Origin of the sequence: Vibrio caribbeanicus ATCC BAA-2122, assembly GCF_000165125.1 — a bacterium.
Lineage (GTDB): Bacteria > Pseudomonadota > Gammaproteobacteria > Enterobacterales > Vibrionaceae > Vibrio > Vibrio caribbeanicus.
The window spans coordinates 121,530-144,482 of record NZ_AEIU01000091.1 but is presented as its reverse complement, the minus strand read 5'-3'; the positions used below and the strand labels follow the sequence as shown (position 1 = coordinate 144,482).

The following is a 22,953-nucleotide window of genomic DNA, read 5'->3' as shown; positions in this document are numbered from 1 at the left end:
ATCCCATAAAGTATTATTAAGTTACGATAATATATAGCCTGGTTGCATAAGGCGACGAAGAACTATAAAAGAATGATGAAGTGTGACATCGCCTTAAATTTTGGGTTACCTGAAAAAACACCCTTTGCTCCCAAGATTAGGAGAAACACCAAAAGAATTATCATAGCTGCGCTCGGTAAGGAAAAGTCTGATTTGTTTGCATTTTCGACTCTACTTAAATAGCTGTTAGGCTCATTGCTCAACACCACTATCAAAATAAAAGCTGTCTCCATAAAAAGATTGATAGTGAATTTCCAATCTGGTGCGTTTAATTGCTTGCTCAAATTCTTTTGGGGCGGGTATTTCAGTCCCTTCAAATTTAATATCTAGAACTCTGCAACATTCTTTTGCTCCCATGACATAACTAGATCCCATAAATTGATAGTTAGCTGTGAAACGCTTCCCTAAAAATATCTTGTTAACAGTACTCTCCACAAGTGCAGGGCCTTTGTCTTCTATAACTTCGCCATCAACGCTAATATCAAATTTCTTTATCACAGCAGGGCCTAAGCCATTATTGATGACATCAAGAGCAAATACACCCTCTTGCAACTCGTTGTGACTCCAAACAGTGAGATGAGGTTTGTATGAAATACGATTGTGCTTCCGAGTCAACAAGCCTTGCCATACAGTAAAACATAGAGCGCAAAGTGCTATGAGTGAACTAGTAACACTAATAATAACTTCTAAACTCAAACTAATCTCCAATTGTCTATCTAACGCCCAATTAAGTAATGAACAATGCCACACTAACCTAAATCATTATTTTACATGAACTATTAAAGTGAAAAATGGTACACAATCACTTCCAAGTGATTTTTCTTTTGCGTTGAGGTCAGCTCGTTTTAGGCAAAATAAAGTCAGAACTTATACCTTGTGCTGTCTAGATTAGAGGGTTTTAATCTTCATCTACCGAGATAAAAACTCTATCAGCATTCCACAGTTCAATGATTTTTCTAGTTTTCTGAGCATTCCAAAAACACTTGCCAAATATGATAAATCCAGCTCCCTCTAAATCACGTTTTTCAGTTATCTTAAAACGTTTAAAAATCTTGTTCTTATATCGTTTAATTGGAATTCCCACATCATTACACTCAGCAGGATTTAACCATTCCATATCAGCGTCAGAGTGAGAAATTGTTCCCCAAAACATCTTGGGACGGGCATCTTTGGGGCTATCTGCTGGTTCTGCATCTGCAAAATTCACAAACAAGTTCTTAGCTTTATAGGAATACTTTTCATCAATTGTAATAGTTGTGTCTGATTGAGCTAAATCGCTTCCGCGCAGTAAACTATTCAAAGCTTTTTCCATGCCTAAGACAGTATTTCTAAAAGTAGCTTTAGTACTTGTATGTGATTTGGAACTACCCAAACTAGCTGACTTTGATATAGGTGGGCTAACTGTATTACTTTTCTCTGGTGGTTGGGAGTCAACAGCAAAAAAGTCAAAAATAACTTCCTTTGAATCAGCAATAATCTTATTTACTTCGATTGCCTGCCTAACTTCACGCTCACGTTGCGGTGATGAACGACCTTCATTACATCCTTGGGTATGATATCGTGAACCAAAACATGCAGCTTTGCCATCGATACTTTTTCTGCGATAGTACGCTTCTGCCGCACATTTGGGATTGGGGCATTCCAGGTACTGCCTGTACTTTTCGATATCGGAGCTAGACAGGTTTTGAAAATTAAAGATGGTGTAGGTCTTGCGTTTCCCACCATATGTGCAAACAGCATCTATCATTGAATAACCCCATAAATGAATATAACCAAATGACTTTTCCTTACTTATAAACATCGGTGTAAAGTATTAGCATCAATAATGAAGATAATACTTGAGCTAAATCAATTAGCGGTTTAAAAGCAAGTGCGCAGAGGATTCAAGGTACACCAATAAAAGCCAAAAGTAATACGTCATAAGTAGCATTCTAAACACAATTCTATAAAATTTCCGTTCATAAGCTTACGAACTTTATAAAATGGTTGGTGAAAGATGGAGCAAGCTTATTAAATGCTGCGCCCTTATAAATAAGCTCAAACAAAACTATTTAGGGCGCGGGATAAAACAACCCCCGCTCTGGGCGGGGGTGATAGATTATCTTTGAGGCAACCTTTCGGCAGTTCAGAGGGATGCTCTGGTGATGACTTATTAATTAGGTTGAGACTGACAGTAAAACCAATTCTTACGGTCCATCTTTTGGCAAAAGTGATAATAGTCTTCTGTGTTGTTTTCGATGGCCGCTTTTATCGATTCCACCTGATCTTCTTCTGTGTAACAAGTTGAGCTAAATTTGTAGTATCGATAAGGGGTAAGCCAATCAAACCAAGCTTTAAATGAGTAGCGCACTGAGGTGTTGATGGGACTTTGATGAAATAGAATTCGTCTCATGCCGTATGTCTTTATCAGTGCGCTTAATTCGCCGTCAGAAGACTCTGTTATCTCAAAGAATGTATCTCCGGTTTTGTTACTGAGCCTCATTAGTGCACTGTTGGCCTCAACAAATTCAGGAGCCAAGGTATGTTGGTCGACCTCTTGTCCTTGAATAGCCAAGCCAATAACCAGTGCAACCAGCGCACTCAGCATCACTTTTTTCATGGCTTTAAATCTTGCCTCTTTTTAGACATATCTAGCTTTTTATCATCATGATTTATAATGACATTATCATATAAACTATCAACAAGCTGAACAAGTATCCATTCTTGTTCCCAAAATGGATCTAGCTTCACTGGAATCGAATGACATCCAGAAAAAAAGGAGGCCTTAGCCTCCTTGTTCGATTACGACTTGGGCACTACGCGAATTAATAAATACTCATCTGCTGAAATGGATTGAGCTGTGCGCTGAACGTCCTCTGCGGTGACCGATTTTAACGCATCAATATAAAGGGCTTCATGTTCCACTGACTCAGATTGAGACTGAGCAATCGATGCAAGATTAGACCAGTATTGGTTGTATTGCTGATTTTGCATCATGGATTCAATGATCGGGGCTTTTGCCCGTGCTAGCTCTTCTTGGCTAATGGGGGCTTTTTGTAGTTCTCGCCATATTTGTTGATACACAGCTTCTACTTTATCAACGTCCTTCAATGACGTATTACTCATGATATTGATATAACCAAAGTCTTTTAACCAATAAGACTGTTCCAGATGAACACTTGGGCTATACGCCACGCCCATTTTCTCACGTATGATTTCTGTCACTTTGCTTTGCAACACACTACGAAGAACACCATATCGAACGCTCTTTACTGGATCAGAGCCATCAGACACCTTCCAAAATGCAGAGGCCACGGCTTTTGATGGATCTCCCGTATGGAAAAACGTCTTCGATTGTGTTTTGAATGGAGGCAAAGATTGAGTAAAAGGCTTGTCAGGAGCTTGCGCCTGTATATCAAGCGCACCAAAGGTATTGGCGACATAGTCGACCGCCTGTTTCGCGCTAATATCACCGACTAAAGAAATTTCGATCGGGCCTTTCTGAATGGCTTTTTCGAGCACTGCTTTAACATCTTTTATGCTCAAAGTGCGCACGTCATCAAGCGAGTGAAACTGCCACCTTTTATCTCCACCATAAAGCATGGCCGGAGCCTGCCTACTCAACACACTCTCTGGCTCACTTTGATACCGAGTAAGCATATCCGCATACTGACGCACTGCTGAGTTCCACCCCTTTTGGCGATAGCCATTGTCGCTTAGCAATGCAACGCTAAAACGCAATTGATCGAATACATCTTGTGATTCCAACGCAACTTGGCTTGCAAAGGTACCAACCTCAGGGTAAAGCGAAGCAGACAGGGAACGACCGCCAAATATCTCTTGAAGCTCGTCCATTGGATGCTTATTTGTTCCGCTCAGCACGATTGCAGGCGCAAACACATTCATTAATGCCGCGTTATGTTGATTAAACCCTAATACTCCCTTTCCAAAATGAATGGTGAGATACACGGTGTTAGCTTCTAAATTCGTTGACTTCACATTCAGCATCACACCATTCTCAAATTGGTAACGTTTAATATCGCCAAATTGAGAGGGTTGAAGTTCAGTTGCTTGTCCAGCGGGACCAAAATCGGTATAAGCAAAAGTTAAGCTTTGCTGCTCTTGGTATGGTTCCACCTTTTCTTCTTGCATAGCTTGGTAAGCTGCGACTATTTGTTCATTGATGTTAGCAGGGGCGCTTCGGTCCTCGAGATATAAACGCACAACGCTGTCAGACCAGTGAGCTTGGAAGGCACGGTTAACAGACTCAACCGTAAGTTGCGATTTCATCTCTGCAAACAATTGACTTATCGTCTGCTCAGAGACCAAAGGTTCACTCGAGTCCAAAGCGTCGACCACGCGATTCGATAGGGCCATGCTCTGCATACTAGGACGCTGTTTTTCGCTATACTCGAGTGCGTTTCCATAAGACTCAATTTGGCGCTGAATTTCCCGCTCACTGAAGCCAAAAGTTGTGGCTTGTTTTAGCAAGTGATTCAAGGTCTGAAGCCCAGTTTTCCAATCCCCTTCATTGGTAACTACCGACAGGTTACGGATTTGGACGACGCCGGATTGATCCATAATTGACGCGCTAGGGTAACGAAGTTTACCATCCACATCATTTCGCTCAATCGCAGCTCTAAGGCGATGGTTAAAGGCTTTTAACGCGATAACTTCATTGAGGAGCGCAAGATGCTGCTTTTTCCCAAAGGGCGCATCATCTCTTGGTGAGATGTAGTTGAGATCAATCACCACATGAGGATTATTCGGGTCAATATTGGTGTAGACTTCCGTTTTCTTGGGTAAGGAGTAGGTAATGGTTGGATCCACTATCGGTTGGCTTGGTGATTTTGGCTGCCAGCTGGCAAAGTGCTCCTGAATTTTTTGCATCATCTGATGCTTATGGATCGCGCCAGAGACAACCAAGGTCGTATGTTCTGGGCGGTAGTAGCCTTGATAGAATGACTTCAGTGCCGCCTGATTTATATTGTTTATTGAGTCTTCAGTGCCGATAGGTAATCGCTGATAAACGTTTGACTCACCCAAGAGATATTGAATTCGAGCTATGTCATTTTGTTGTCCTCGGTTCCCCCGAACTCGGCGTTCTGATTGGATGACACCCCGTTCACGCTCAATCGTGCTTGGAGACAGTGTTAACTCCGATGCGGTTTCACGGAGTAAAAACAGTGCCGTTTTGATGGCTTCTGGCGTGGCTTTAGGTAAGTCCAGCACATACCTGGTGTATCCCAAATCTGTGAAAGCGTTGGTATGGGCACCAAATGCCAAACCGTGCTTTTCTAGCATGGGGATCATCTTGCCTTCTTCGACATGGGTAGAGCCATTAAACGCCATATGCTCTAAAAAATGCGCTATCCCTGCGTAAGGCTCAGGGTCTTGATGAGATCCCGCATCAATGTACATCTGTATCGACATACTTTGTTTGGGCACGTCGTGGTCGATCATGATGACTCGCATACCATTTTCAAGCTGTGAGACTTGAAACGCGTTATCGGCCGGAATATCCGTCGGGGTATACCACAACGCTTCTTGTTTTGATGAGGCATGGACAAAAAACGAGCAAGCTGCAAATAGCAGTAAAGCAAAAGTCTTATAAGTTTGTGTAAACATAAATGTCACTGTCTAGATGTAAGAATAAATCGACCGCAAAAACATTGATCAAATCAATAGCAAGTCGATAGATTTATCTAGTTATGCACAAACATCAACTGGAGTCTTGTATTTTTTTGTAAGTCGGAACTGATTGAAAAATTGAAAGAAAAATAGCTAAGCAAGCAATAGAAAGTCATACATGACAATAATGAACAAAGGGCGATAGCTCTTAGAGATATCGCCCTTTTTACTTGTGTTCATCTTAGCCTCGATATGCTCGCTCTGTTTTCCAGTAGCCATTAGCAGATGCTATCGTTTGGAAATTCACCGCAATAACGTGTGAGATAGCAATGAGATTGCCGGTATCTTCATCATAGTTCGGGCGAAGTTTTTCTCGAATTTCTTCTGAAGGTTGCGTGTACTTTACGCCCATTCTCGACATTTTTATCGCAAGCTCGTAACCCTGTTGAGGTGTGTCTGTTTTTAATGTCGTTAACCACTGGTCGCTCATAATGCGCTCCTATTTGTTTCTAAATGTTAACAGCATTATGTTAGTGCACGTACTATATGTCAACATACTATTTGCTTATAGTGGTAAAAAAGATCATAATAGCCATAAAGGAATGAAGGATCGGAGCCACCAATGAAGGCCGCACCACTCGATAAACAATTGTGTTTCGCCCTGTACACAACCACAAACAAAATCACCTCTATTTACCGCACGCTGCTGGAACCACACGATTTAACCTACACACAGTTTGTTATTTTGATGCTGTTGTGGGAGAAAGACGGCATATCCATCAGTCAATTGGCGAAAAAAGCCCAGCTTACCAAAGCCACCATGACCCCCCTTTTAAAAAGAATGGAGCAAAAAGGACTGATTCAAAGACAGATGCTAAGTGACAACGAGAGACAAAAGTCGATTGTGTTAACCGAACAAGGAAAACAGCTTTCCGACTACAGCTTGGAAATCACTGAAAAGGTGTTTTGTGCCACCGGCCTTACCAACGATGAGGCCGCTACCATAATTCGCCTGTGCAATAAAATAGATCTAGATCAATAAAAGTTCAGATTTATCCTCTAGAGGATAAATATTCTTTTTCTATCTATAAAAATACACAAGCCAACCTATTTCTATGAGGTTACTTGTGTATAAATATTTATACCGCCTATTTTAAAATTATTAATGATAGTAATATCTAAAATTTAAAATAAATACTAATACTATTATTTTGGTGAAGATAATCACAGTGGTACTAATAATACTTTTCACCGCTAAGGTAATACAACATACTCGCGCCCGATTTAAGCAGTATCAAAAAAAATAATAAATTACTCCTGTTAAAAATAACAAAATAAAGTAGGCAAGGTTATGAAGTATATATTAGTTATCACACTATTTATTGTAGGCATCGCAGTATTTATAGAACCTGAATTTGGACACACATACTTTGAGGGCGGCTGCTATCAGAGCCCGAGGGATAACATGTGCCATTACGTCGGTTAGTTATACGTTCATATTATTATACTAACTTTATAAAAGGATCTATTTTTGAAAAAATTAATAATATTTATTACATCGGCTTTATTAAGTAACAGTGTTTTCTCTATTGATTTAGAGAAAGCACATTTAAGTGAAATTCATAACGCAATTAAAAATAAAGAAATAACTTCAGAGCAACTAGTTAAATTTTATTTAAAGCGTATCAAAAACTATAATAAAGAAAATATAAATGCAATTATAACAGTAAATGAAAATGTATTAAAATCTGCAAAGGAATGGGACAAATCAGGCAATAAAGATCTTTTGCTTGGTGGAATTCCATTTTTGGTCAAGGACAACTATAACGTTGTTCGCCAACCCAATACCGCAGGCTCGACCGCACTGAAAAAAAATGTGGCTGACTATGATGCAACAGTGGTCAAGCTACTCAAACAAAACGGAGCGATTGTTCTCGGTCGTACCAATATGTCTGAGCTTGCTGCCTCCTATGGCCGGTTTGGTTACAGCTCTCTGGCAGGACAAACGCTCAACCCTCTCAACCCGCAACGCGATCCTTCTGGATCAAGCAGTGGCTCTGCCGCCGCCGTTGCCGCTCACTTTGCCCCTTTTGCACTGGGTACTGATACCACAGGCTCAATTCGTGGTCCGGCTTCCGTCACTGGTCTGGTGGGATACAGACCGTCAATGGGCGTCACCAGTCGAGTAGGTGTAGTGCCGCTGTCACTCACTTTTGATACCACAGGCCCCTTAGTGCGCTCTGTCGAGGATTTAGCCCTGATCATGGATGTCATCGCGAAAAAAGACGAGGCAGACCAAGCGAGCGTCTTTTATTATCAGCACCAGCCGAGCCCCAAATTTAGCGACTCACTGCAGAGTGCGAGCTTAAAAGGAAAACGGCTTGGCTTTATCACTAACTACTCGGGTGCCAACTCAGAGGTTGATACGATTTTAGACCAAGCAATGTCGAGTCTGAAACAGCAAGGGGCGGACATCATAGAGGTTCAATTGCCCAGTGATATGGCATTTTCTGGTGCCTCAATCTCTTCTTTTATTATTGGCTCTGAATTTAAATCGCAATTGGAGGCGCACTTATCCTCGAATAACGCACCAATCAACTTGGCCGATGTGGTCAAAGCGTTAAAAGCCGATACTCAAAATCCCCACCCGATTAATCCCAAACGCTTAGCTGCCTTGGAGAACGCTATCTCCAATAATGATCTCAGTGGCAGCAAGTACATCAGTTTGCTCAATCAGGTGATGCCGGATTTCAGAGAAAAACTCAATGCCATCCGTATGCAGCATCGACTTGATGGCTTCGTATTTGCGACTCGACCTTGTCCTGCTGCCCCGCTGCCTGGCTACCCAAACACCGGATACCAGTGCCAGTCAAAAGACTTGCTAGAAGCTGGATACATTGCCTCTATGCTTGGCTATCCTGAAGTCTCCATTCCGGCGGGTCTTACAGAGAGCAATATTCCCGTCAGCCTGTCATTTCTTGGCGGGTTTGGTGAAGATGTCGAGATGGTCAAACTCGGTTACGCGTTTGAAAAAATAGCGGGCTTCTCTGCACAAAATCGCCTCTAAGCATCACGTTATTGGGATACCCAAGTCATGTTTGGGTATCCCCACTTCCTCTTCCTCTTCCTTCACCAGCAAAGATGACTTTTCCAGATTGAACGTATTGACAGATCTCAGACAAAACCCTGATTGTCTGGCAGACGGTATCCTTTTATATTGCTCACTAGGCAAGCTAACCAACCCATATCACATGACCCATACTTAGCGCTGCGCCCTATCAGTATCAAGCGTTGGAGGAAAACATTTGGAACACCTAAATCACTTGCTGGTCTCAATGAAACCTTGGCTTGAGCAATATGGCTATCTCGCCATTATTGTCAGCGTCTTTCTCGAAGGTATCGGCATCCCCTTGCCAGGACAGTCGCTGGTCATTGCAGCAGCACTGCTGTCTTCAGAGCAAATCATGAATTTAGGTAGTGTTGCGCTTGTCGCCTGGTTAAGCTGCTTTTTTGGCAACACCTGTGGCTACTTGATTGGCTTTCATTTTGAAGAGTGGTTAGATAAAAAGGGCTATATCTCAGGACCTAAAATCCAAAAGATGCAAGATGTGATCAACAAACATGGTCCGGCTTGTCTCGTTATCAGCCGCTTTATTGAGGGAATGAAGCAGTTCATGCCACTGGTTTGCGGCATCGCAAAAATGCCGATGAAGCCCTTTTTGCTTGGTAATGCACTGGCCAGCACCATATGGGTCACGGTATTTTGTCTGCTCACCCACTTTGCGTTTGACCACTTAAAAGCCATCAACCATTTTTACGCCGAGCATCGTCTCTTAGTCTGGTCATCTGGCGCATTAGTCTTTTTTATGCTGGTGTTTACGCTGATCAAACGCAGAAAAGCCAAGAGAAAAAAAGCCAGTGCTGACAACAACCAAAGCTAAAGTACGCCCTTCTTTTTTATTATTGGCACCAAACGCCATCATTTAACGATAAAGCTTAAAAATCGGTATGTTTGCTATAGTTAAAAAACACATTTAAACAAGGCTTACTCTCGGCTTTCACCCCAGCGATAAGCACTGCAACATGATTGTTTATTTTGAGGAAAGACAATGCCGCCAAAGAATTACAAGCAAGCTTATCAAAGAGAGCGTATTGCACGACAAGAAGCGGAGCGGCTACTCACTGAAAAGACTCGTGAGTTGTATGATAATGTTGTTTTACTCGAAGGGACACTGCATGAATTAAAGCGCAGCCAAACCAAATTAATTCATGCAGAAAAGATGTCTGCGTTAACCGGAATGGTGGTCGGCATTGCCCACGAGCTTAATACCCCACTAGGTATCTCTGTGACCAGCCTCTCCTTGCTGCGTGAGCAATTCACGGTACTTGAGAAAAAGTTCACCGATCAAACCATTACTCCAGGCGATCTTGCTCGCTTCCTCGAAGTTTCTGGTGACTGCATCAAAATGACATCAGACAATATTGAACGCTCAGTCAGTTTGGTTAACAAGCTCAAACAAGTAGACAAAAAAATGTCGATTGAGCAGCCTTCCAACATCAACCTCAAAGTGTTACTTGAAGACTCTGTGACGTTACTGACCGCAATTTTATCTGAAAAAGCGATCGAGGTTAACGTTCACTGCGACGACAGCTTGGAGTTGTGGGTGCCAAAAATGTCGCTTCAATATGTCATTGAAGAGTTGATTAACAATTGTGCGCTTCATGCCTTTCAAAGTCATGGTAACAAGAACAATTACACCATTACTATCAAGGTACAAGTCATCGATCATCATACCGAAATTATCATTGAAGATAATGGCGTGGGGATCAGCCCTGATGACCTCAATAAGGTATTTCAACCGTTTTACACCACTTTGCGCTCACGGGGAGGCACAGGACTTGGTATGTACATGGTGTACAACATTTGCACCCGAAAGCTGGCAGGAGGCGTCAATGTGAAAAGTGAAGTGGGTAAAGGGACACAAATTACCTTGATGATAGGTCAAGAGGCGGACCATTAATTCAAGCATAAAAAAGGCCGTTCGAGCCTCTGATCCAACTTAGCCAATCAATATCTTTGCTATAGTTAAACAGCACATCATACAAAGCTTACCTTCTCCACATTACAAAAAACAATACTGGTCGGCGCAAGGAGCAATATATGCAAGGCACTGTTTTCACCACATTTTCAGATATGATCATTGAAAAGATGGGCATGGAGATGCTTGATGAATTGATTGATGAAACCCAGCCTGAATCTGGGGGCATCTATACTGCGGGAGGGAATTATGCCGATAGTGAGCTGATCAACATGGTCTCCGCTCTCTCGACTAAAACCAATATTCCTGCAGGAGATTTGGTGAAAGCGTTTGGCAATTATCTTTTTGAAACCCTCTACCGCTCTTCCCCAGCAGACATTTCGCAAATCCATGATCTGAAAACCTTCTTACTGTCTATCGATGGCGTGATCCACAAAGAAGTGAAAAGACTCTACCCTCAAGCTTATCTGCCATCATTTAGCTACAACGACACTGGCGGCAACACGTTGGAAATCTTTTATCAATCGGATCGCCAGCTTTGTGAGCTTGCAGAAGGGCTGATCATTGGTGCAGCCGAGCACTTTTCCCAGCCAATCACCCTCAGTCACCCAGAATGCCTCCACCATGGGGATAAGCACTGTAAAATTATTGTTCATTTTGAGGAAAAACAATGACAGCGACAAACTACGAGCGAGCTTATCAAAGAGAGCGGGCGGCAAGGCAAGAAGCAGAGAGGCTATTGACTGAAAAAACGCGTGCCCTATATGACAATGTCGTCTTGCTAGAAGAAACGCTCAAAGAACTGAAGCGTAGCCAAACGCAATTAATTCAGGCAGAAAAAATGTCGTCGGTCGTTCAGCTCGCCGCAGGTGTGGCCCATGAAATCAACAACCCTGTGGGATTTTCGATGAGTAATGCACGGCTACTCAGTGATTATGTAAAAAATATATTTTTGCTTGATGATTTTGTCCTCAGTCAGACCAACCTACCAGATACCGTACTTGGCCCCTACCATCAAAAAAGAAAAGAGCTAAATTTTGATGAATTGCGAGCAGACACTGAAGATTTACTCGAAGACACATGGACAGGTTTAGATAGAGTTAAGACGATTGTTGCTAGCCTTAAACAAGTCACTTATGAAGGCGGCAGTATCAGCCAAGTTTGCGATCTCAACCAGTGCATCCATGCTTCCCTCGACAGTGTGTCCGATAAATTAAATGACAAGGAAGTCGTGACTAAATTTCAGCAAGAGATCCCAACCGTCTATGGTGACACCGCCAGTCTGACGCAAATTTTTGTTCACTTACTCACCAACGCAGCCCAAGCGTGTGTTGATAAAGGCAAAATACAAGTTAGTACTCACTCTTTCGATCATCAAGGAATAAAGGGAGTATTAACCAAGGTGGAAGACAGCGGAGAAGGAATGACAGAGAAGGTAATTCAAAAAGTATTTGATCCCTTCTTTACCACTCGCCCCGTAGGACAAGGCGTGGGATTGGGCCTTTCTGTCACGCATAACTTGGTTGAAAAACACAGTGGGTTTATTGAGATAAATTCAAAACCCGGCATTGGGTCATGCTTTAATGTGTTCATACCCGTTGGGAACCCGCCGCAATCTATGCCCGACTCATAAGCGCCACTATTTACTCGCTGTTGGCTTTATCTCCAGCTTAGCTTCGACCTTTTGACACACGTATTCTCCAATAGGAATCGCGGAGGTCGCAGCTGGAGAAGGCGCATTACATACGTGCAAACTGCGCTCACTTTCTGCGAATAAAAAATCATGCACTAAGGTGCCATCATCAAGTACTGCTTGGGCACGCACGCCCGCCGGATAGTACTCAAGATCTTCGAGTTCAATCTTAGGGCAGTATTTGTTCACTTTTTTCAGATAACTGGCTTTAAACCAAGAGCTGCGTAACTCAGATATTCCGGTCTTGAAATAGCGTAAGGTGACTTTCCAAAACCCTGGAAACAGCAGCATCTCGACACAATCTTTTAAGCTGAAGTTAACGCGATCGTAGCCCTCTCTTTTGAAGCCTTGCACGGCATTGGGACCAACGGTGATGCTGCCATCAATCATTCGAGTGAGGTGAATGCCCAAAAAAGGCAGCTCAGGATCTGGGATGGGGTAAATCAGATGCTTAACCAATTGGTTATGTTTCACTGCAAGGCGATAATATTCCCCGCGATAAGGAATGATCTGAAAGTGGGTCTCAAGTCCCATCATTTTGGTCATCCTGTCTGCGGCAAGACCGCTACATGCAATCAAAAAACGCGCTTGTATAGTATCAGAGCCATTGACCTCAATTTTGACATTTTCGGTGGTTTCTTTAAGTTCTGAGACGGTTGCATTGAGGTGGAGCTCTCCTCCTGCCTGACAAAACTCTTCTGCCATGGCGCGCGTCACTTGAGTGTAGTCAACGATACTGGTGGTCTTTACCGCAATAGCGCCTAGACCTTGTATATTGGGTTCCCGCTGACATAGGGCATCTCTATCAAGTAGTTCAACCTCTACGCCATTTCGCTGACATCGAGCGTACAAATCATGCATTCGCTCCACTTCCACCTCTGTGGTAGCAACCAAAAGCTTACCGCAGTTCTCAACATCGATTTGGTGCTGGCGACAAAAGTCTATCGTTGCTTCAACGCCTCTTTTACAAAACTCAGCTTTTAGGCTTTGAGGTGGATAATACACACCAGCATGGATCACGCCACTGTTGTGACCGGTTTGATGATAAGCAAGTTGAGATTCTTTTTCGAACAAGGCCACTTTGGCACTAGGGTGACGCGCTTGTAATTGCCAAGCGGTTGAAACACCAACTATGCCTCCGCCAATGACAACGTAATCGTAAGTCTTCTCCACCTTGCTGCTCCTTAAATCTTACTCATCTCTTGAACGATAATAATGGCGTCGTTAAGCAATTGAAAGTTAGAGGTTGGATAATTTTTTTTGCATTTTAAGTCTGCTGACATCAATTAATCATCGCAACTTTGCCAAACATGGTTAAAATAGCCGGCTTAGATTAATATTACTCCGGTTTGTTTGAGGAAATAATAGTGAAAACGCAGCACCTATCGGCGCAAAACAGCCTTGATATTGAACAGGCTCAAAAAATCCTAACTTCTGGTGAGTTGGTTGCCATTCCAACGGAAACGGTTTATGGACTTGCTGCCGATGCGTCAAACCCTGATGCCGTCAAAAAGATTTTTGCCGCCAAAGGCCGCCCTGCTGATCACCCTCTCATCGTCCATATTGGACGACTTGAACAGCTATCCGATTGGGCACGCGATATTCCTCAGCAAGCCTATACCATTGCCAAAGCCTTCTGGCCTGGGCCTGTCACCTTATTGCTCAATAAAGCTGATGATGCAAATACGGTTGTTACTGGCGGCTTAGGCACCATAGGTATTCGTATGCCTGCGCACCCGGTTTTTAGTACTTTACTTGAAGCCTCTGGAATGGCGGTTGCAGCGCCTTCAGCCAATCCTTATAAAAAGCTCAGCCCAACATCGGCAGTGCATGTCATCAATTCGCTCGAAGGGAAGATAGCGGCCGTCCTCGATGGGGGAGATTGCCATCACGGTCTTGAATCGACCATTATCGATCTGACTCAAACGCCATTTAGAGTGCTGCGCAGCGGCCCTATTTCAGCCAAGCAGCTTGCGGATGTATTAGGAGAAGAGGTGCTTACCCCGACGTCACACAGTGCAGCGGTACCTGGCAATGTCACGAGTCATTACCAACCAAACACTCGTGTTCGCCTCGTAAGCGCAGACGAACTCAGCTCAAAGCCCGAGCTCAAAGTCGCTTGCCTGCATTATTCTGCTATTGAGACAAACGATAATATCGTCAGCATAAAGATGCCTAAGGATGTCGCCCAATACGCCCATGACCTTTATCGTACGCTCAATGATGCAGATAAGCTGGGATGTGATGAAATATGGGTCGAACGCCCACCGTTAACCGAAGACTGGGTCGCGGTTCACGATAGACTGAATCGAGCGCAGAGTAAGTTGTAATACCCGAAGCCCTACCCCGTATTCAGTCTCGTATTTTTATTCGAGCCTGGATCGGCTTTCTTCCTGATTATTTTGATTGTTCTCAGCGATCTAACCTAGCCCTATTGCGCGCAGCTTATTGGCCATATAAGTCTGTCTGTGAGCCTTAAAAATCCAGCCTATAGAAGATTATTTTTAGCACGATTGAGGGTAATGTCCGCCAAATTCTCTAGCGAGTTTACAGCAGTACTTTTCTCCCATCGCTCTCCCACATCCACAGTCTCCTCTGGCGGATATACCAAATTAACTGACTCTTTCTTCAATACCAGTAATTAGACTTCAAATTAAATTTCTCTTAAATTTTAACCACAATGGGTCTTATTTGCCTAAATATGGTTCAGATGTTATGGTCTACACAGAAAAAATACTTTGAACTCAAAATATATTGGAGGGCGGTTTGTGTGTTTTCCTTTGCTGCATAGGGACATACAGTAAAACGTTAGCTTTTGATTTATGGATAATTCGAAAAAGAAATACAGTATAGAAACCACCGATTATCAAGTTGGGCAAGACAATGTTCAAAAGTGGGGGTTTGATATTCACAACCCGGTTTTTGGCATCAGTGCTGGCCTTATTCTTCTCTGCCTCAGCGCATTACTCATTATCGAACCACACACTGCCCGTGAGGCATTAAATACCGTTAAAGGAAGCATCATTTCTCAATTTGATGGCTTTTTTATGTGGTCTGCGAATCTGTTTGTGGTTTTTGTCGCACTGCTAATGCTTTCTCCTCTGGGGAAGGTCAGGATTGGGGGTAAAGACGCAACCAAAGAGCATTCGACTCTTTCTTGGCTGGCGATGTTGTTTGCCGCAGGCATGGGGATTGGCCTGCTATTTTGGAGTGTTGCAGAACCGACCGCCTACTATACAGACTGGTTTGGTACTCCTCTCAATGTTGAACCTTACACTGAAGAGGCAAAATCACTCGCCATGGGTGCAACCATGTTTCACTGGGGAGTACATGGCTGGGCAATCTATGCCATTGTGGCCTTGTCACTGGCCTTTTTCACCTTCAACAAGGGGTTACCACTTTCTTTACGCTCTTCGTTTTACCCTTTAGTGGGTGACAGAGCATGGGGATGGCTTGGACATGTAATTGATATTTTGGCTGTTCTCTCGACGCTGTTTGGCCTTGCAACTTCATTGGGGCTTGGTGCACAACAAGCAACCAGCGGTATTAATCATGTGTTTGGCATCAATGGGGGGCTGAACCTACAAATCATGGTCATTATTGGCGTCACTATGGTGGCCATTTTTTCCGTCATCCGAGGTATTGATGGTGGCGTAAAAGTGCTCAGTAATATCAATATGTTCATGGCGTTTGCTTTACTCGCTTTCGTGATAATAATTAACTTCCAAGAAGTCATTCCCTCGCTTTGGGACACCAGCATCGCATACGCAAGTCATATCCTTCCGCTCAGTTTCCCTTATGGTAGAGATGATAGTAGCTGGATGCAGGGCTGGACAGTATTCTACTGGGCATGGTGGGTCTCTTGGTCTCCTTTTGTTGGCATGTTTATCGCTCGTGTATCAAAAGGACGTACCGTTCGTGAATTTTTATTTGCAGTCATTGTTGTCCCGACTCTCGTTACCTTAGTTTGGATGTCTGTTTTCGGTGGTATCGCACTCTCCCAAGTGATCAACGGTATCGGTGAATTAGGCAAAAATGGATTAGGCGACATTTCAATCACCCTATTTCATGTTTACGACGCCATGCCTTACAGTGAAATTATTTCAGTAATATCTATTGCGCTGATCCTGATCTTTTTTATCACCTCATCAGATTCAGGCTCGCTGGTTATAGACAGCATCACAGCAGGCGGAAAAATAGATGCACCGATCCCACAGCGGATTTTCTGGGCATGTATCGAAGGAGCCATCGCTGCGGTCATGTTATGGATTGGTGGTAAAGAAGCACTGCAGGCATTGCAATCTGGTGTGGTTGCAACTGGCTTACCTTTTACGGTTATTTTATTGGTGATGTGTGTCAGTCTTATCAAGGGACTACGCTCTGAACTGCCTGAGTACCAGCACAGCACAAAATATCACCCTTCTCTTCGTTAAACCTTGTATATAAAAAAAAGCGCCCTTAATGGGCGCTCTTTTATTGCGAATATAATTGTCGCTTTGGTTCAGGCTCGACGTAATCTATCCCTTCGCTACTACTCAAGGCATTAACGGCGTCTGTCTCACCAGAGACAACAAACACCTGTTGTTCCTCAAGCATATCGACAATATCAAGCTGATAAGATGCCAATATTTCACGAACCTGTTGCTCACTGCCTTTGTGATATTTCACAAAGAAGCGGCTTGGCTGCTCAGTCGCGATAGTCTGTTCATCGCTCACAGAAAAAGCTGGATTCCCTGCAACACTGACTTCCCCCCAAAACATTACGGATGCAAACAGTGTGACAACAACTAAAGAAGTGCGCTTCTTCATAGACATTCCCTACTTAAACGTTAAAGACCAATGGTTAAGCTTACCGACATCTTGTCGTTCTGAATCTACCACTCTCAGCGTCCAAATTCCTTGAGATTCCGTATCCAAAAAATTAACCTCATAACTTTCACGAATATCGTTTGAGCGACCATTTTCGTTATCGTGCAAGACAACATAGTCGCCAGAAGGCGCAACCAAAGTCACCAATAAGTCCCCAACATGGCTGTGCGTGATATCAAGATCAACGTTCACAACACCAGATTGACCAGAGCGCAGAACATCGATTTCACTTTTAATACCCCAGCGATTGTAATCTGGAATCGCAATCGACTCGTTGTTGGCATAGCTCAAAGGTACACTATCACCTGTATCAGAGCCATTGTGTTTGGCTTCAAGTTTGACATTTGAGTAGCTTTCATAACCATAAACCAAAACTTGATACGTTCCAGCAGATGAAACGTCAAACTGACACGATTCATTATTTCCACTTTCAATAGAACGACATTGGTAATGACGTGTGGTTGGAGTACTTTCAAAGCTGACATACAGATCGGCATCGCCACGTCCACCCGACAGAGTAAAAGACACTTGTGATGCGTTATCAGGAACCTCAAACTGATAGATAACGCCTGTCCCCTTATCACCTGCTAATGACTCTTTAGCTACGCCATTTTTTAAGACAGTGTCATCGCTCTTAGGGCCATTACAGCCTGAATCTAAGTAAGATTTAGCCGCATCAGAGTTAACTAGCCCATAGCCCGTGCGATTATCTCTCCCTGACACATCAATATCCGTTGCACTTGCGGTTAAGGCTCTTCGCACTTGACTAGCAGAACACTCTGGGTGATAACTCCAAACAAGCCCAGCTACGCCTGTAACATGAGGTGTCGCCATAGACGTCCCATTATAGTATTCATAATCTTCACCTGTGGTGGTTGCCACTGTGACTGTTTGATCTAACTTGCTAACGAGTTCAAGTCCCAAGGCTCTGTCTATAGAGACTGAAACAATGGGATAGCTATCCTCGTTATCAAGTAAAAAAGGACTTTGTAGCCCGGGTAAATCGGCATTACTGTAAACAATCGCCGCCTTGGCTCCAGCTGCGTAGCACGCTTTGACTGGGTTAATTTCAGGACGAACTCCCGTGCGTTGGTTTTCAATACGCTCCGTCAGACAAACCTTACCCGTCATATCACCACAATTATAACGGCCGGAGGAGGTGTCACATTGCGCAAGTGGCGAAGTCACAGAACCCGCGATTGGAGCAACTTGATACCTCCCTCTGACTTGAATTTTTCTATTGTGAGGCACAATACCTCGATCAAAATAGCTATAACCATCAATATTTATATCGGCTAAAACCCCCTCACCAACAGTGACGGTTGATAGAATAGCCACTCCTGGAGCCGCGATCTCAACTTGATCGGTTGCCTGAGAAAAAGCCGCATGATCATTATGATTATCGACAGCAGCGACTGACATGACCGAGTCATAGGAAGCGGGATAGCTGTGCGCAGTATTACCAGAGTTACCAGCTGCCGCGATTAACAATACTCCCTCATCGTATAAACTTTGTAGAGCTCGCTCCTCGGTTCGACTGGACTCGCTGCCCCCAAGACTCATGTTCACCACATTCGCGCCGTTCGCCGCACAGGTTTGTATGGCTTTGACTAAGGTAGAAGAATAACCCCAGCCTTCTTCGTTAAATACTTTGACTATATGGAGGTTAACGTTTTGATTAGGCAAAATACCCTTGATGCCCTCATTATTTGCGATAGCAGCAATAGTCCCTGCCACATGAGTTCCGTGCGCGTTATTGTTTCCGGGTGACGCCCAAGAGCCCGTTCCTGTATCATTACTCCCCTTCACATTATTACCACTTAAATCATTGTGGGTAAGATCGTAACCAGAGTCGATGATACAAATGGTGCGATTTCCAGCAGCAGAATCACTGAGTATTTGAGCATTCACTGCAGAGAATCCCCAAGGGGTAGTCTCACTCATCAAATATCTTGGAGGGTCAACTTCCACATACTCCACTTGTTGATTTTCACGCAGCGCAGAGACTTGCGATTCATCCGCTTCAATACTGTAGAGAGTATCTGCCCCCAGTTTTTCAACCTGACGCGCTTGAACTCCCTCAAGTAGCGTTTCTCTGGAGGAGCCCCCATCAAGAGACATTGCGGATAGGCGCATAGGGACATTGGCCCTATCTTTGAATTTAACAATATATTTGGTCGGTAAATCTGCCTCATCAATCCCCATTGAAGACGCGGAAACAGCATTTGAGGTTCCAGCCAAAGCCAATGCTAATGTTGATAATGTGGATATTACCTTGTTTTTATTTGCGATGTTGTGCATCTGCTCGATTCCTTATAGAGCTATTTTATTCATTATTTCTTCATAACTCACCACATCCAGTAATAAGCAATGAAGTTAATAGCTATATATAACGCAGAAAAAACCACCAACTTTTTATAGAATAAAAACTCTATTTATTTGTTGAAAATCACTAAAAATATCAAAATAGTTAACACCACCTGACTCAAAATTGAGAAAGGACAGCTTATGGAGGACAAAAAACAGCGGCGGGACCAAAAAATATTGATAAAAAAGACAAGATAAATCTTATTTGTATGCTTCAAAAGATATTAAGGAGTATTAACAGGGGAGAATAAATATACGATTACCCCTTGATTTTAAAATGAAATAGTGTTCAAAATAGGCGGTCATACCATAAAATGATAATCACATAACCAACAACGAGGACATCATGTTTAGAACGCTTAGCCTACTCTTTTTGACTTTGACTGCCTTTCAAGCAAGCGCTGCAGTAAAATCCAGCGATATTTTCAAGACCATCAATGAGCGCTTGAGTTATATGGAAGATGTTGCTTTATACAAAGCCCAAAAAAGCATAAAAATTGAAGATCTTGCAAGAGAATTGGTTGTCTTAGACAAAGCCAGCCTATCTGCGCAAAAAGAAGGGTTGGACATTGAGAGTGTGTCAGGATTCTTTCAAGCGCAAATTTCTGCAGCTAAAGCGATTCAATATCGCTACAGAGCCGATCTGCTAAGTGCACCTAGCGATAAAACTCCAGTTGATCTTAAAGAAGTGATACGCCCTAAACTGATTCATCTCGGAGCAAAATTAAACGAGGAACTGGCAGACTTTTTAAATCACGGTGGCGCATTTAAACCATCTGAGATTAAAGAGTTCAGCCAAACATTAACGTCACCTTTCCTCTCTGAGAATGATAAAAAGATGTTATTTAATGCACTAACAAAAATCCAAGTGCAAAAAAAGACGACAGTACAATAAATTAAAGGCGTAGAACTTTTCTAATTCGAATAAAGCCAACAGACGTTTAGTTTGCTCTTTGGCTTTATTCCCATCGTTTTTCCCTAGCACTTGTTAGCGCAACGCGCCAAACTGCTTTGCTGATATTTCCAGCATAAAACTCTAAACTAGTTGCATTTTTTTTGAGATAGAGTTAACACTCCAGCATTACAGAGTAGAATGACCACATAAAGTGGTTCAAGTCATTGGAGTGAGCGTGTGTTATTAAGTATTTTCCGCTTATCGTTGGCAGCGTTATTCGTTGTGTTTACAAGCCTATTCGCTTTGGTCTATTGCTTATTTAGCCCGAGAAACCCAAAGCATGTGTACTTTTTCTGTCGCTGGTTTAACCAATTGCACAAATTACTAGGCCTTCAACTTGTGCAACGTGGACTGGAAAAAGCTCCAACACCCAATAAAAGTGTCTACATCTCCAATCATCAAAATGTTTACGACTTTGTGACCTCCCCTGGGATGCTCAGGCCAAGAACGGTCTCCTTGGGCAAGAAAGAATTAGTTTGGGTTCCTTTTTTTGGTCAATTGTATTGGATCACCGGTAATATTTTGATTAATCGTCAAGACAAATCCAAAGCTCGGGACACAATTAAGCAAGTTGCAGAAGCTATTCATCAAAGAGACCTTTCTGTTTGGGCTTATCCTGAGGGTACGCGAAGTAAAGGGCGAGGCTTGCTGCCTTTCAAAACGGGGGCATTTAGGATGGCGATCGAAGCAGGGGTTCCTATCACTCCTATGGTTGTAAGCTCAATGCACAACAAGATTGATTTAGGTCGTCGTAATAATGGTATTGTTATTTGTGAAATGTTGGACCCCATCGACGTATCAGATTACCGATTAAGCGACGCAAGGCACCTAGCAGAGCACTGCCACACTATAATGGCAAAGCGGATCGCTGAACTTGATGAAGAAGTCGCTCGATTGGAACAGCAGCAACACAAACCCTTAAATCAAGTCAGTGACTGACTTTCCCTGAGTTGCAGAGCTAGAGTAATTCTAGCTCTGCGAACACTTTATTGACTCTCTAGAGCCTGTGCAATATCCGCTAGAATATCATCAATATGCTCAATCCCAACCGATAATCGGATCATCTCAGGAGAGACACCAGCTTGCTTTTGCTCCTCTTGTGTCAATTGACGATGAGTCGTCGAAGCAGGGTGGCACGCCAATGATTTTGCATCACCAATATTAACCAAACGCTTAAATATTTTAAGTGCATCATAGAATCGAACGCCGGCGTCATAGCCGCCTTTTAAACCAAAAGACAAGATCGCTGATGGCTTACCTTTAACGTACTTTTCCGCCAGTGCATGATACGGTGAATTGGTCAGTCCCGCATAACTCACCCAACTCACTTTATCATTTTTTTCTAGATAGTTAGCTACCTTGATGGCGTTTTCAGTGTGCCTTTCCATGCGTAGAGGGAGTGTTTCTAAACCTTGGAGTAGCATGAAGGCATTCATTGGAGAGAGGGTTGACCCGGTATTTCTCATTGGAACCGTTCTCGCACGCCCGATAAAAGCCGCGTTGCCGAAAGCCTCGTTGTATACGACACCGTGATAAGAAGGTTCTGGTTGACTAAAGACGGCAAAACGGTCTGGGTATTTTGACCACGGGAATTGACCAGAGTCGACAATCATTCCCCCCAATGTTGTCCCATGACCACCAATGTATTTTGTTAGTGAGTGAACCACAATATCAGCGCCAAACTCTATCGGCTTACACAATGCTGGTGTAGCCACTGTGTTATCGACAATGACTGGGACGCCCCTTTGGTGGGCAGCATTAGCAACCCCTTCGAGATCGATGATGTTACCAGCTGGGTTGCCAATACTCTCGCAGAAAACCGCTTTGGTTTTTTCATCAATCAGTTCGGCAATACTTTCAGGAGTATCATCTTTAGCAAATTTGACCTGTATACCCTGATTCGGCAGCATATGAGCAAATAAGGTATAGGTTCCACCATACAATTGTGGCGCAGTCACAATATTATCGCCAGCTTGAGCAAGGGTTAGAATCGCATAATTAATCGCTGCACTTCCGGCACTAACCGCAAGTCCTGCGATCCCCCCCTCAAGTGCCGCCATCCGTTTTTCCAGCACATCATTGGTTGGGTTCATAATACGAGTATAAATATTGCCTGGCACCTCCAAATTGAAAAGGTCTGCCCCGTGCTGAGCATTGTCAAACTCATAGGCAACCGTTTGGTATATGGGTGTCGCCACCGATTTCGTAACCGGATCGGTTTCATAGCCAAAGTGGATGGATAGCGTCTCATCTTTCATTTGTCTTCCTTGCATATCTAGAATCAAACCAGATTTTGTTGATATCAGTCTTTGCCATGCATTGATTAAAAAGTCATCAAAAATGTGGCTAGATTCACACTATTATTCAGCAAAGTGTATCTA

The 22,953-nt window shown here is 43.2% G+C and carries 19 protein-coding genes; 10 read left to right on the top strand and 9 right to left on the bottom strand.

Annotation, left to right across the window (positions count from 1 at the left end):
* Positions 1 to 231: 231 nt before the first annotated feature.
* The 5 genes from RH40_RS15355 to RH40_RS15335 all read right to left on the bottom strand — a co-directional run bounded on the left by RH40_RS15355 (position 232) and on the right by RH40_RS15335 (position 6,139).
* On the bottom strand, positions 232 to 735 hold the full coding sequence (locus tag RH40_RS15355) for a hypothetical protein (protein WP_009602539.1): 504 nt from the start codon (positions 733 to 735) through the stop codon (positions 232 to 234).
* Between the two features lie 202 nt (positions 736 to 937).
* A complete protein-coding gene (locus RH40_RS15350) occupies positions 938 to 1,786 on the bottom strand; it encodes a hypothetical protein (RefSeq protein ID WP_009602538.1) in 849 nt (282 codons plus the stop codon).
* A gap of 405 nt (positions 1,787 to 2,191) precedes the next feature.
* The gene (locus RH40_RS15345) at positions 2,192 to 2,638 is read right to left on the bottom strand and encodes a hypothetical protein (protein WP_009602537.1); all 447 of its coding nucleotides are present in this window, start codon (positions 2,636 to 2,638) and stop codon (positions 2,192 to 2,194) included.
* A 182-nt stretch (positions 2,639 to 2,820) separates the two neighbouring features.
* Positions 2,821 to 5,646: a M16 family metallopeptidase gene (locus RH40_RS15340; protein ID WP_009602535.1), complete on the bottom strand. Its 2,826-nt coding sequence runs from the start codon at positions 5,644 to 5,646 to the stop codon at positions 2,821 to 2,823.
* 244 nt (positions 5,647 to 5,890) lie between these two features.
* On the bottom strand, positions 5,891 to 6,139 hold the full coding sequence (locus tag RH40_RS15335; protein WP_009602534.1) for a hexameric tyrosine-coordinated heme protein: 249 nt from the start codon (positions 6,137 to 6,139) through the stop codon (positions 5,891 to 5,893).
* A gap of 132 nt (positions 6,140 to 6,271) precedes the next feature.
* On the opposite strand from RH40_RS15335, the gene RH40_RS15330 reads away from it, so the two are divergent.
* The 6 genes from RH40_RS15330 (at position 6,272) to RH40_RS15305 (ending at position 12,321) form a co-directional block, all read left to right on the top strand.
* Positions 6,272 to 6,691 (top strand): MarR family winged helix-turn-helix transcriptional regulator, encoded by a 420-nt coding sequence (locus tag RH40_RS15330; RefSeq protein WP_009602533.1) that lies wholly within the window; start codon positions 6,272 to 6,274, stop codon positions 6,689 to 6,691.
* A gap of 489 nt (positions 6,692 to 7,180) precedes the next feature.
* Positions 7,181 to 8,716, top strand: coding sequence for an amidase (locus tag RH40_RS15325; RefSeq protein WP_009602532.1), 1,536 nt, complete (start codon positions 7,181 to 7,183; stop codon positions 8,714 to 8,716).
* A gap of 238 nt (positions 8,717 to 8,954) precedes the next feature.
* Positions 8,955 to 9,590, top strand: a complete 636-nt coding sequence (locus tag RH40_RS15320) for a DedA family protein (RefSeq protein ID WP_009602531.1) — start codon at positions 8,955 to 8,957, stop codon at positions 9,588 to 9,590.
* A 168-nt stretch (positions 9,591 to 9,758) separates the two neighbouring features.
* A complete protein-coding gene (locus RH40_RS15315; protein WP_009602530.1) occupies positions 9,759 to 10,670 on the top strand; it encodes a sensor histidine kinase in 912 nt (303 codons plus the stop codon).
* Positions 10,671 to 10,810: 140 nt separating this feature from the next.
* A complete protein-coding gene (locus RH40_RS15310) occupies positions 10,811 to 11,362 on the top strand; it encodes a heme NO-binding domain-containing protein (RefSeq protein WP_009602529.1) in 552 nt (183 codons plus the stop codon).
* On the top strand, positions 11,359 to 12,321 hold the full coding sequence (locus RH40_RS15305; protein WP_009602528.1) for a sensor histidine kinase: 963 nt from the start codon (positions 11,359 to 11,361) through the stop codon (positions 12,319 to 12,321). Before RH40_RS15310 ends, RH40_RS15305 begins: the two co-directional genes overlap by 4 nt.
* A 6-nt stretch (positions 12,322 to 12,327) precedes the next feature.
* On the opposite strand, the gene lhgD is transcribed toward RH40_RS15305, so the two are convergent.
* Entirely contained in the window at positions 12,328 to 13,554 is a 1,227-nt protein-coding gene (gene lhgD / locus RH40_RS15300) for an L-2-hydroxyglutarate dehydrogenase (RefSeq protein ID WP_009602527.1), read from the bottom strand.
* A 194-nt stretch (positions 13,555 to 13,748) separates the two neighbouring features.
* Between lhgD and RH40_RS15295 the strand changes: the two genes are divergently transcribed.
* Both RH40_RS15295 and RH40_RS15290 read left to right on the top strand, forming a co-directional pair.
* On the top strand, positions 13,749 to 14,711 hold the full coding sequence (locus RH40_RS15295; protein WP_009602526.1) for an L-threonylcarbamoyladenylate synthase: 963 nt from the start codon (positions 13,749 to 13,751) through the stop codon (positions 14,709 to 14,711).
* Positions 14,712 to 15,203: 492 nt separating this feature from the next.
* On the top strand, positions 15,204 to 16,814 hold the full coding sequence (locus RH40_RS15290) for a BCCT family transporter (protein ID WP_009602524.1): 1,611 nt from the start codon (positions 15,204 to 15,206) through the stop codon (positions 16,812 to 16,814).
* Positions 16,815 to 16,854: 40 nt separating this feature from the next.
* Here the strand turns inward: RH40_RS15290 and RH40_RS15285 are convergent, their stop codons facing one another.
* Entirely contained in the window at positions 16,855 to 17,190 is a 336-nt protein-coding gene (locus RH40_RS15285) for a hypothetical protein (RefSeq protein ID WP_009602523.1), read from the bottom strand.
* A gap of 9 nt (positions 17,191 to 17,199) precedes the next feature.
* Complete coding sequence (locus RH40_RS15280; protein ID WP_009602522.1) at positions 17,200 to 19,551, bottom strand: S8 family serine peptidase; 2,352 nt, start codon at positions 19,549 to 19,551, stop codon at positions 17,200 to 17,202.
* A gap of 412 nt (positions 19,552 to 19,963) precedes the next feature.
* On the opposite strand from RH40_RS15280, the gene aroQ reads away from it, so the two are divergent.
* Both aroQ and RH40_RS15270 read left to right on the top strand, forming a co-directional pair.
* Complete coding sequence (aroQ, locus tag RH40_RS15275; RefSeq protein ID WP_009602521.1) at positions 19,964 to 20,512, top strand: gamma subclass chorismate mutase AroQ; 549 nt, start codon at positions 19,964 to 19,966, stop codon at positions 20,510 to 20,512.
* Positions 20,513 to 20,749: 237 nt separating this feature from the next.
* On the top strand, positions 20,750 to 21,511 hold the full coding sequence (locus tag RH40_RS15270; protein WP_009602520.1) for a 1-acylglycerol-3-phosphate O-acyltransferase: 762 nt from the start codon (positions 20,750 to 20,752) through the stop codon (positions 21,509 to 21,511).
* 47 nt (positions 21,512 to 21,558) lie between these two features.
* Here the strand turns inward: RH40_RS15270 and RH40_RS15265 are convergent, their stop codons facing one another.
* Positions 21,559 to 22,830, bottom strand: coding sequence for an O-acetylhomoserine aminocarboxypropyltransferase/cysteine synthase family protein (locus RH40_RS15265; protein WP_009602519.1), 1,272 nt, complete (start codon positions 22,828 to 22,830; stop codon positions 21,559 to 21,561).
* Positions 22,831 to 22,953: the final 123 nt, after the last annotated feature.